Below are 12,147 nucleotides of genomic sequence, written 5' to 3' on the forward strand. Positions count from 1 at the left end.
CGGAGGCAAGACTCGAACATGCGACCTCCAGGTTATGAGCCTGGCGAGCTACCAACTGCTCCACTCCGCGATATTTAATTTATTATGCTTGTCATTTCTGATTTGCGGTTGCAAAGGTAGTGTATTTTTCTGTAACTAGCAAATAAAACTGTGATATTGTTTAATAATTAACACTAGTTAACTAAATAATAGCCATATTGGTTTACAAATTGCTGTTTTTATCTATTTTTTTCCAGTTTCTCACGTTTATCATGTACAATGTTTCTACGAGTGTTTTAAAAATCTATTTAAATACTTCATTAAAAAAATGAGATATTTGTCTTATTTATTTGTTTAATTCAAATAATTCGAGTACTTTTGCACACAATAATTTCTATGTGCAATTAAATGACGGAGGAATCTTAGAATGTCAATATCAAAAACCAGACAGAAACTGGTAGATGTTGCCAGACAACTTTTCGCGAAAAATGGGTTGAACAATACAACCATGAATGATATAGCTGTCGCTTCAGGCAAAGGTCGCCGAACACTTTATACGTATTTCAAAAGTAAGGAAGATGTATATTATGCTGTGATTGAGTCAGAGCTAGAGCGCTTGTCTGATAAGCTAGATGAGGTTGCTGCTAAAAAGATACGTCCACAGGATAAGATTATTGAACTCATCTATACTCATTTAAGTATGATTAAGGAGACTGTTGTTCGTAATGGAAACTTAAGGGCTGAATTTTTCAGAAATATATGGATGGTAGAAAAAGTGAGGAAAAATTTCGATGAGGATGAAATTGAACTTTTTCGTAAGGTCTATTCTGATGGGAAAAATGATGGTGAGTTTGATATAGAAAATGTTGATCTTGTAGCAGATATTACTCATTATTGCATTAAAGGACTTGAAGTTCCCTTCATTTATGGACGTTTGGGTCATGGACTAACGGAGGAAAGCAGTAAGCCGCTGGTGGCTAAAGTGGTTTATGGAGCTTTAGGGAAGGTAAGTACTAAATAATTACTTTTTTATAAAACAAATTATTTATAAACATAAAAAATAACAAAATGGGATTATTAACAGGTAAGACAGCTCTTATTACAGGTGCTGCACGTGGTATCGGCAAGGCTATTGCTTTGAAGTTTGCTCAGGAAGGTGCTAACATTGCTTTCACTGATCTCGTTATCGATGAAGAGCATGGTGGCTTGGAAACAGAGCGTGAGATTGCTGCTTTGGGCGTAAAGGCTAAAGGTTATGCTAGTAACGCTGCAGACTTTGCTCAGACAGAAGAAACTGTTAAGGCTGTAAAAGAAGAATTTGGTTCAATTGATATCTTGGTTAACAATGCTGGTATCACTAAAGATGGTTTGATGCTTCGTATGTCAGAGGCTCAGTGGGATGCCGTTATAGCAGTAAACTTGAAGAGTGCATTTAATTTCATTCATGCATGTATACCATTCATGATGCGTCAGCGTGGTGGTAGCATTATTAATATGGCATCAGTTGTTGGTGTTCATGGTAATGCTGGTCAGGCTAATTATGCTGCTTCTAAGGCTGGTTTGATCGCCTTAGCTAAGAGTATTGGCCAGGAGATGGGTCCTAAGGGTATTCGTGCTAATGCTATTGCTCCAGGTTTCATTGATACTGCAATGACTCAGGCTTTACCTGATGATATTCGTAAAGAATGGATTAGTAAAATTCCTCTTCGTCGTGGTGGTAATGTTGAGGACATTGCTAATACTGCAGTTTACTTGGCTTCTGATCTTTCTAGCTATGTATCTGGTCAGGTTATCCAGGTTGATGGTGGTATGAATATGTAATACATGCAAGTCGTTTACGAAGATAATCATATCATTATTGTCTCTAAAAAGAGTGGTGAAATCGTACAAGGTGATAAAACTGGCGATGAACCACTATCTGAGATAGTAAAAAAGTATATCAAGGAAAAGTACCACAAGCCAGGGAATGTTTTTCTTGGCGTGGTACATCGCCTTGATCGTCCTGTTTCTGGCCTTGTTGTTTTTGCTAAAACTTCCAAGGCTTTATCTCGACTGAATCAGATGTTTCGTGATAGTAACGTTCACAAGACGTATTGGGCTATCACAAAAAATGTGCCTAAAAATCCTGAAGGGACACTAATCAATTGGATTACACGTAATGAAAAGCAAAATAAAAGTTATGTGTATGATAAGGAAGTGCCTCATTCTAAAAAGGCAGTTCTCAGTTATAAGCTAATAGGTCATACTGATAATTACAGTTTATTGGAAATTCATCTTATGACTGGTCGTCATCATCAGATTAGATGTCAATTGGCTCATATGGGATGTCCTATTAAGGGAGATCTAAAATATGGTGCTCCTCGTAGTAATCCCGATGGTAGTATTTCGTTGCTATCTCGTTTTGTAGAATTCGTACATCCAGTTTCTAAAGAAACGATAAAGGCAACAGCTCCTCTCCCTGATGATAACTTATGGCAATCAATTGCTCCGAAACATTAGAATAAGACATTTTTCTTATTCTAATATTTCGTTTTTATCAATTTTTTTACTTACTTTGCATTATTACAGGATTAAATTCCTATTTAAGTGCATGGTATGAAGAAAATTTGGAAATGGATATTGGTAATAGTACTGACACCTTTTATCCTATTTACTATAATTACACTTTTATTCTATTTTCCTCCATTTCAGAATTGGGTGGCAAATAAGGTAGCCTCAGTAGCTTCTGAAAAAACAGGGATGGAAATTTCTGTTGGTCATGTTAGTTTAGAGTTCCCGCTTGATTTAGCTGTAGAGAACTTTAAAATGATTGAGCATAATGATTCCCTGCCTCAAGTTAAGGATACGGTTACTGATGCTTCTAAGTTAGTAGCTCGGATACAATTGCTTCCTCTTCTGAAAAGTCAGGTGGAGGTTGATGAATTACGTTTGCAGCAAGTTAAGCTTAATACAACACACTTTATTCCCGATGTTAGAATAAAAGGTGTTGTGGGAGAGTTATCTCTTGTAAGTCATAATATAGATTTGACGAAAGAAACGCTTCGTTTAAATGATGCTCAGCTCTTAAACTCTCAGTTGAATGTTGTTCTGAGTGATACGGTTCCGCCCGATACAACACCGAGTAAGAATTTTTGGAAGCTTTTTATAGATCAGGTACATGTGCAGAAGTCAGGTGTAACTGTTCATATGCCTGGGGATACCATTCAGGTAAAGGCTTATTTAGTTGATGCACTTGCCCAAAAAGGATTTTTGGATTTAAAGAAAAGTATTTATCAGGTAGGCCAATTGGACGTGCAAGACGGACATGTTCAATACGATAATCGTTTTAAAGTGCATACCCAAGGACTTGATGTGAATCATATTGATTTGAATAATCTTCAGTTAGGGGTTGACTCTTTTTATTATCAAGCACCTCTTTTACGTTTGAAAATGCGTAAGGCGAGTTTTCGGGAAAAAAGTGGTATAATCTTGAGTAAGTTTACAGGTCCATTGATGCTTGATTCGACAAAAATTCTTTTACCAGAATTAGAACTTCGTACCCCTGAATCTTCGCTTCAAGCGAATGTTGCCCTGGATCTTAATACTTTTGACGATAAGAATCCTGGAAAATTACACGCTATCGTTCATGGTACTTTTGGTAAGCAAGATTTGATGCGTTTTATGGGTTCAATGCCAGTAGCTTTCCGTAAGGGATATCCTAATGAACTGTTGACAATCAACGGAACTGTTGATGGCAATATGAAGAAGGTTAATTTGTATGGATTGAATATTAAATTACCTTCTGCATTTAATATCCAAACAACAGGATGGCTAAAAAGGTTGGATAATATTGATCGTTTGCAGGCTCATTTGCAATTGGATGCGAAAACCTATCGGATGGGATTTGTGACGAATATGTTGGACAAGTCGCTTACGAGCATACTGAATATTCCATATGGAATCCATATTAACGGACTATTTGATATGGCTAGTAAACAGATATCTACTCGTTTTATAGCTAAACAAGGTGGAGGTAGTGTCAATGCAGATGCGGCAATTAGTTTAAAAACGATGACTTATCGGGCTAATTTACGTGCGAGTCGTTTTCCTGTGCAACATTTTATCCCTAATCAGGGTTTACATCCATTTACAGGATACATAACAGCTAGAGGCTCAGGTACGGATTTCTTGTCGCCACGTACCCGGCTTTATGCTAAAGCGACAGTTCAGAAATTTCAGTATGGTGGATATAATCTAGACCATATAAATGCTGTTGCTCATCTTGGAAACGGAAAAATTCATGCAGATATCAATAGTAAAAATAATCTCCTGGATGGAATAATATCTCTAGATGCTCTTCTTAATTTGAAGCATATCAAGGGAACTTTTACTGCAGATATTCGTAAAGCAGATTTATATCATTTGCATTTGGTCAAGAGTCCTTTGGTTACATCTCTTTGTGGGCATGTTGATTTGAGTACGAATTTGAAGGATTATTATCAGGTGCAAGGGTTAGTAAGTGATATCACCTTTAGAGAAGGTAAAAAGAGCTTACGCCCTGATGATATTGTTATGGATGTCTTGACACGTCGTGATACTACACATGCGGTAATAGATTGTGGTGATTTTCATCTCAATATGAATGCTCAGGGTGGTTATCAGAGATTAATGAACTTGGGGAATCGCTTAATGGTTGAAGCGCAGAGACAACTGAAAAACAGAACAATTGACCAACTGCGCCTTCGACGTCAATTGCCTTATGCACATATCTATCTGAAGAGTGGTAAGGAAAATTTCTTTATAAAGGCACTTTCTCGCTATGGTTATAAGTTTAAAATGGCTGATATTCAGCTTGAATCATCACCTATATTAGGCCTGAATGGTAATTTGGCTATTGATTCTTTAATAGCAGATAGTGTACAGTTGGATACATTGCGATTAGCTTTACGTTCTGACAGTAGTACGATATATTATGAAGGAATGGTAAGAAATGGTCCGACGAACCCTCAGTATGTATTTAAAGCCCTTTTTGATGGTAGAATAAATGCGACAGGTACTAGTCTAGTTGCCAAAATTTTTGATCGGGATAACAGACTTGGGTTTGATTTAGGACTTAATGCTTCTATGGAGCATAAGGGCATTAAAGTGAGTATTTTTGGTGATGACCCGGTTCTCGGATATAAGAAATTCGGATATAATAGTGATAACTACGTATTCTTGGGCGATGATAGGCGCTTGTCTGCTAACATGGTACTGAAGTCAGACGACGGAATGGGTATCCAACTGTATACAGATGATGAAAATTCGGAAGCGTTGCAAGACTTGACAGTGGGAATAACCAAACTTGATTTACATAATTTGTTAGCCGTTATTCCATATATGCCTGATATATCAGGTATAGCTAATGGTGATTTTCATATTATTCAGACCAAGGACAAATTATCCGTTTCGTCATCCGTAACCGTAGACCAGATGAGTTATGAGCATTGCAGCATGGGTAATGTCGGTACAGAATTTGTATATATGCCAAAAGCAGATGGAACTCATGTCGTAGATGGTATATTGTTGAGCGAAGGAAACGAAGTTGGCATCTTAAAAGGTTCTTATCAATCTAAGGGGGAGGGCTATCTTGATGCAGAATTGACAATGGATAGATTACCTGTCTCAATGATTAATGGTTTTATACCAGAGCGTATTGTGGGTTTACGAGGTTATGGTGATGGCTCTTTAAGTATAAAAGGTTCATTAAGTAGACCTGATGTAAATGGAGAAATATATTTAGATTCTTGCTATCTTTATAGCGATCCATATGGTGTAGAAATGCGTTTTGCCAATGACCCTGTTCGTATAGTAGGCAGTAATTTGCTTTTTGAAAATTTTGAGATGTTTGCCAATAATAATAATTCGTTGAACATTTCAGGAAATTTAGATTTCTCAAATCTGGACAGAATGATGATGGATGTCAGAATGAGAGCAGAAAATCTTCAATTGATTAATGCAAAAGAAAACGTACGTTCAATGGCTTATGGAAAAGCATTTGTGAATTTTTATGGTATGATGAATGGTCCTGTATCTAATTTGAAGATGCGAGGAAAACTTGATGTGTTGGGGAATACTGATATGACATATGTCTTGAAAGAATCTGAACTTGCTACTGATAATCAGATGGATGATTTGATTAAGTTTACTAATTTTAAAGACTCTATTCCAGAAACTGTAGAAAAACCTAAGCTTGAAGGATTAGATATGTCAATGAGTATATCTGTAGATGAGTCAGCCCATATACATTGTACTCTTAATGAGGATAAGACGAATTATATAGATTTGCAAGGCGGTGGTGATCTTAGAATGAGCTACAATCCAATAGATGAATTGACCCTGACTGGTCGATATACTTTGAATAGTGGTGAGATGAAATATTCTTTGCCTGTAATTCCATTGAAAACATTTCATATTCAAGAAGGTAGCTTTATCGAGTTTACTGGAGATGTGATGAATCCAACTTTGAATATTACTGCTACAGAAAATGTGAAATCTAATGTGGCGTCTAGTTCAGGTGATGAGCATACTGTAGATTTTATCTGTGGTGTTAAATTAACAAAGACTTTGGCAAAACCAGGTGTACAGTTTATCATTGAAGCTCCAAATGATATGACCGTACAGGATGAGCTGAACACCCTGACTGAAGAAGGACGAAGTAAAGTAGCAATTACGATGTTGGCATCAGGTATGTATTTATCAGATGGTAATACCACTTCATTCTCGATGAATAGTGCGTTGACGTCTTTCTTGAATTCGCAGATTAATAATATTACCGGTACAGCACTTCGAAGTATGGGTCTTGATTTAGGTATGTCAGTTGATAATACAACTAATTCTGCAGGATTAGTCCATACTGATTACAGTTTTAAATTCTCTAAGAGATTCTTAAATAACAGATTAAGTGTTATTGTGGGTGGAAAAGTCTCGACAGGAGCAAATATGGATCAGTCAGGAAGTCAGAATAACTTTTTCGATGATGTAGAGCTACAATATCGTTTGGGTACTGCGTCTAGTAAGTATGTTACGTTATTCTACAAGAATAATGTATATGATTGGTTGGAGGGGCAGATTGGAGAATACGGTGTAGGTTTTCTATGGCGACGAAAGCTAAACAGCTTTAAAGACCTATTGCGTTTTAAATCAGAACCAAATACGAATATGATGATGCCTAATCGTAAAGATACGGTAAAAATAAAGTTAGACAATCATGAAGCAAAATAGTATATTTCAAATAGTATCATTAATGATTGTATGTGGAGTATTGCTACTCATACAGTCATGCTCTTCTACCAGTGCCATTCCTGAAGGAGAACAATTGTTTACGGGGTTGAAAAAAATAAAATATGTAAACTATGAGCCAGGAGTTCATGCTGATGAGACGATGCTGGAAATGGAATCAGTTTTGGCATCAGCACCTACTGGTGCCTTCATGGGGAGTAGTTATTATCGCACACCTTTCCCGATAAGACTTTGGGTGTGGAATGCTTTTGCAAATTCCAAGGGTGGTATAGGAAAGTGGTTAGCTAAGTCTTTTGGTTCTAAGCCAAAATTGTTGAGCCAAGTAAATCCATTGTTACGTGCTCAGGTAGCCCAACAGCAATTGCAGAAATTCGGTTATTTTAATGGAAAAGTATCTTTTGAAAATGTCACCGAGCACAATCCGAAACAAGCAAAGATAGCCTATACTGTAGATATGGGACATTTGTGGACTTTAGATACGGTGTCTTATAAGAATTTTCCTCTTCAGACGGATAGCCTGATTCATAATTCTATGCAGGAGACACTTTTGCATAAAGGTGATGCTTTCGAAGTAGCCACTTTAGAGGCAGAAAGACTTCGCATTGCCAATTTATTCAGAAATCATGGATATTATTATTATGAAGAAAGTGATGCAAAATATTTGGCAGATACAGTGAATACTCCGGGAAAGGTGCAACTTAGATTTCAGATGGTTGATAGCATTAGTGAGCGAGCTTCTCATCCATGGTATATTGGTAAGATTGCAATCAACTTTAAAAAGCAGTTTATGGAATCATTAGATAGTTCGCGAAGTTTTAGAAATTTAATTATTAATTATAATGGAAAGCGTCCTCCTTTGCGTGCTGGTGTCATTTTAAGTGGAGTCAATTTACGTTCACGTAAATTATATAGTTATGAAGATGAAGATGCTTTAAAGCAGCGTTTGCAGTCTTTGGGCTTATTTAGTTATACTAATTTACAGTTTACTCCACGAGATTCTAGTTTGAACTGTGATACACTGGATGTGAATCTAGATTTAATATTTGATAAACCTTATAGTTTTTATATAGAAGGTAATGCCAAAGGGAAGACTACAGGTAGAGTCGGACCTCAATTGGTTATGGGTTTAACGAAGCAGAATGCGTTCCGAGGAGGAGAAGTTCTTGATATAAGCGTTAATGGTTCGTATGAATGGCAAACAGCGCATCAAAATGAACATTCTTCGTCTAAGATGAATTCTTACGAATATGGAGCAGCTGTTTCGCTTACGATGCCGAGATTATTAACACCTTGGAGTTTATTTGTAGGTAGCAGAAAAGGAGTTAGACGTCGAAGGCACCATTATTATGGTGTGCCATCAACAACGCTTAAGGTGGCAACGAATATACTTAATCGTGCAGATTATTTTAAGCGTCATGTTGTATCGGGTGAATTAACTTATGAGTGGGCAAATTCAGAAACATCTCGTCATTCTTTTACTCCGCTAAGTATTTCTTACCAGTATATGAATGATAAGACTCAGGCTTTTGATAGTCTATTATCTTTGAATCCTTATTTGCAAATCTCAATGCGTGATCAGTTTGTTCCCAAAATGAGTTACACGTATAGCTATCGAAGTCCAAGCAAATACCAGAATCCTATAACTTGGTCTACTACGGTCAGTGAGGCAAGTAATATCCTTTCTGGTTTTTATGTGTTGTTTGGTGAAAAATGGAATACAACTAATAAGACCATGTTTAAAAATCCTTATGCGCAGTTCTTAAAACTTGAAACGGATTTTGTGAAGCAGTGGAAGGTAGGAGAGTCATCAACACTGGTCGGACACTTTAATGTCGGTGCAATTTGGAGTTATGGAAATGCCACACAGGCTCCTTATTATGAACAGTTTTATGTAGGTGGAGCTAATAGTATACGTGCATTTAATGTCAGAAGTATCGGACCAGGAAAGTATGTACCTGCAGATGGACGATTTTCTTATATAGATCAAACTGGTGATATAAAATTGTTGGCTAATTTGGAATATCGACCTCAATTATTTGGTAGTTTATATGGTGCAATATTCTTGGATGCAGGTAATGTGTGGGCATTACATTCTGATGATGCTAGACCAGGAAGTACTTTTGCTTTAAAAGACTTTGCCCGACAGATAGCTGTTGGCACAGGTATAGGATTACGATACGATATCGGTATGTTTGTATTGAGACTTGATTGGGGTATTGGTCTTCATGTTCCTTATCAAACAGAAAAGTCAGGATTTTACAATGTCAGTAGCTTTAAAAATGCGCAAAGTATTCATTTAGCAATCGGATATCCTTTCTAAAAATTATCATAGGATAGTTGTGCTCTTCGGATAAAATGATTACTTTTGCATGACAAAGAATTATTTCAACTATAAAGTATAAAAATATGAAACCTACTTTGGTATTACTCGCTGCCGGTATGGGCAGTCGTTATGGAGGCCTCAAGCAGTTAGATGGTCTTGGACCTAATGGTGAAACTATCATGGATTACTCTATTTACGATGCTATTCAAGCTGGTTTTGGAAAGATCGTATTTATTATTCGTAAAGATTTCGAAGAGCAATTCCGTACACAAGTTCTTTCAAAATATGAAGGTCATATTCCTGCAGAAGTATGTTTTCAAGCTTTGGATGCACTACCTGACGGTTACTCTGTACCAGAAGGTCGTACCAAGCCATGGGGTACTAACCATGCAGTCTTAATGGCTAAAAATGTAGTAAAGGAACCTTTCTGCGTTATCAATTGTGATGATTTCTATAATCGTGATTGTTTCAAGGTAATTGGTAAGTTTTTGGCAGATCTTCCTGAAGGTGCTAAGAATACTTATGCAATGGTAGGGTTCCGTGTAGGTAACACTTTGTCAGAAAATGGTACAGTATCACGTGGTGTATGTTCTAAGGATGAAGCGGAACATTTGACAACAGTAGTTGAGCGTACAGAAATAGAGCGTAAGGAAGATGGTAAGGTAGCATATAAAGATGAGAATGGTGAGTGGGTATCTATAGCAGATAATACTCCTGTTTCTATGAATGTATGGGGCTTTACTCCAGATTATTTTGAATATAGTGATGCCTTCTTCAAGGAATTCTTGGATGCTCCTGAGACCAAAACCAATATCAAGGCAGAGTACCTTATCCCATGGGTTGTTAATAAGTTGATCAACGATGGTACTGCGACCGTAAAGGTTCTTGATACTACAAGTAAATGGTTTGGTGTGACCTACTCAGAAGATCGTCCAAGTGTTGTAGCTAAAATTCAGCAGTTGGTTGACGAGGGAGTTTATCCTAATAAGCTCTTTTAATTGTTGATGGATATTAATATTCTTACAGATACAGAAGCTGCTATGCTCCAAGAGTTGATAGCAGCTTCAAATCATATTGTTATTTGTGGACATAAATCTCCAGATGGTGATGCAATGGGTGCATGTCTGGGGTGGAGAGAATATCTTTGTTCCTTAGGCAAGGATGCTGTAGTAGTACTTCCAGATGCTTATCCCGACTTTTTACATTGGTTACCTAATTCTGAGAAGGTAGTAAGGTTTGATAAAAATCAGGAAAGGGCAACAAAACTCTTCCAAGAAGCAGATTTAGTTTGTTGTCTTGATTTTAATGCACCTAATAGAGTCGAGGATATGGAGAAAGCCTTGGTTTCTTCTCCTGCTAAAGTTTTGGTTGTAGATCATCATCTGCAACCTTCGTTTGACGATGCTTCTTTAGTAGTGTCTCGTCCGGAAGCAAGTAGTACTTGTGAGCTGATTTTTAGGCTCGTGTGGCAGCTTGGTGGTTTTGAATCGATGTCGCGTAAGTGGGCAAGTTGCATATATTGTGGAATGATGACAGACACAGGCGGCTTTACCTATAATAGCACAGACCCTATTATATATTTTATTATAGGCGAATTGCTGACCAAGCATATCGATAAAGACAAAATTTATAGAAATGTCTTTAATAATTACAGCTCATGGGCTATGCGCTTTCGCGGCTATATTATGAGCCAAAAATTAAATGTATTGGATGATCTTCATGCTACTTTTTATGCAGTGTCGCGTAGAGAAATGGAAGATTTCCATTTTATTAAGGGCGATTTAGAAGGATTAGTAAATGAACCTTTAAGAATAAAAGGTGTAAAAATGTCTATATCTCTTCGTGAAGATGTCGAGCGAGATAATCTCGTTTGGGTAAGTTTGCGTTCTGTAGATGATTTTCCATGCAATAAGGTTGCGCAAGAATATTTTGAAGGTGGTGGTCATTTAAATGCAAGTGGTGGCAGGGTTAATGGTACAATTGCTGATGCTATAGAGATAGCCAAAAAAGCTATTTATGCTTATGCAGAACTTTTGAAAAAGTAGTATTCTCTGTTTCCTGATATAAATTATTCTTGCTGATGGCTTATCATGATCCGCAAGACTGGATAAAAGCAGTCTTGCGGATTATTTTTTATAGGAATTTTATTATCCACTGGATAAACACCACAGTGAGTCTCAGCATGAATATAATCAGTATCCCGAGTATTATCATAGTTATGAATAGCAGAATTACTTTCTTTCTAATTCTCCTTATGATGATTGGGTCATCATTGATATATCCCAAAATGAGTTGGATATTTCGTTTAAAAGACAGATTAAATATGTCAATGAAATCGCCAATCCACATCGGAATCAATCCCAAGAATATATCTAAAAGAATATTATTGATGATAGCAAGAGTTAGTGGTATGGATTTGAGCGTGAAGAGGCTATAGTATATGAAGGGAATAGCTAAAATAGCACTGATGAGATCGCCTATTCCTGGTATAAGGCCGATAATAGGATCAAGATGATAAGTATCCATATAAATTGCTATTCTTTCCAGCATTTTATAGGATGTTGATTGTAGTATTTGCTGTCTTT

The 12,147-nt window shown here is 36.9% G+C and carries 8 protein-coding genes and 1 tRNA gene (1 of these 9 only partly in view); 7 read left to right on the top strand and 2 right to left on the bottom strand.

Annotated elements, in window-relative coordinates:
* Nucleotides 1-70 (bottom strand) — tRNA-Met (locus tag L6469_RS00035); it reaches 3 nt to the left of the window's first position.
* A gap of 336 nt (nt 71-406) precedes the next feature.
* On the opposite strand from L6469_RS00035, the gene L6469_RS00040 reads away from it, so the two are divergent.
* The 7 genes from L6469_RS00040 (at nt 407) to L6469_RS00070 (ending at nt 11,607) form a co-directional block, all read left to right on the top strand.
* Nucleotides 407-1,000, top strand: a complete 594-nt coding sequence (locus tag L6469_RS00040; RefSeq protein ID WP_006281228.1) for a TetR/AcrR family transcriptional regulator — start codon at nt 407-409, stop codon at nt 998-1,000.
* Between the two features lie 47 nt (nt 1,001-1,047).
* Nucleotides 1,048-1,800 carry a 3-oxoacyl-[acyl-carrier-protein] reductase gene (fabG, locus tag L6469_RS00045; RefSeq protein ID WP_006281229.1) on the top strand — a complete coding sequence of 251 codons (753 nt, stop codon included), beginning with the start codon at nt 1,048-1,050 and terminating at the stop codon, nt 1,798-1,800.
* A gap of 3 nt (nt 1,801-1,803) precedes the next feature.
* Nucleotides 1,804-2,478 carry an RluA family pseudouridine synthase gene (locus tag L6469_RS00050; protein WP_006281230.1) on the top strand — a complete coding sequence of 225 codons (675 nt, stop codon included), beginning with the start codon at nt 1,804-1,806 and terminating at the stop codon, nt 2,476-2,478.
* A gap of 96 nt (nt 2,479-2,574) precedes the next feature.
* The gene (locus tag L6469_RS00055) at nt 2,575-7,221 is read left to right on the top strand and encodes a translocation/assembly module TamB domain-containing protein (RefSeq protein WP_006281231.1); all 4,647 of its coding nucleotides are present in this window, start codon (nt 2,575-2,577) and stop codon (nt 7,219-7,221) included.
* A complete protein-coding gene (locus L6469_RS00060; RefSeq protein ID WP_074613972.1) occupies nt 7,208-9,559 on the top strand; it encodes a BamA/TamA family outer membrane protein in 2,352 nt (783 codons plus the stop codon). The genes L6469_RS00055 and L6469_RS00060 overlap by 14 nt, the downstream gene beginning before the upstream one ends.
* 86 nt (nt 9,560-9,645) lie before the next feature.
* Nucleotides 9,646-10,560, top strand: a complete 915-nt coding sequence (locus L6469_RS00065) for a nucleotidyltransferase (RefSeq protein WP_006281234.1) — start codon at nt 9,646-9,648, stop codon at nt 10,558-10,560.
* Nucleotides 10,561-10,566: 6 nt separating this feature from the next.
* Nucleotides 10,567-11,607, top strand: coding sequence for a DHH family phosphoesterase (locus L6469_RS00070; protein ID WP_006281235.1), 1,041 nt, complete (start codon nt 10,567-10,569; stop codon nt 11,605-11,607).
* Nucleotides 11,608-11,695: 88 nt separating this feature from the next.
* On the opposite strand, the gene L6469_RS00075 is transcribed toward L6469_RS00070, so the two are convergent.
* Nucleotides 11,696-12,088, bottom strand: coding sequence for a DUF4112 domain-containing protein (locus tag L6469_RS00075; RefSeq protein ID WP_006281236.1), 393 nt, complete (start codon nt 12,086-12,088; stop codon nt 11,696-11,698).
* Nucleotides 12,089-12,147: the final 59 nt, after the last annotated feature.

Origin of the sequence: Segatella baroniae B14 (genome assembly GCF_022024235.1) — a bacterium.
GTDB classification, from domain to species: domain Bacteria; phylum Bacteroidota; class Bacteroidia; order Bacteroidales; family Bacteroidaceae; genus Prevotella; species Prevotella bryantii.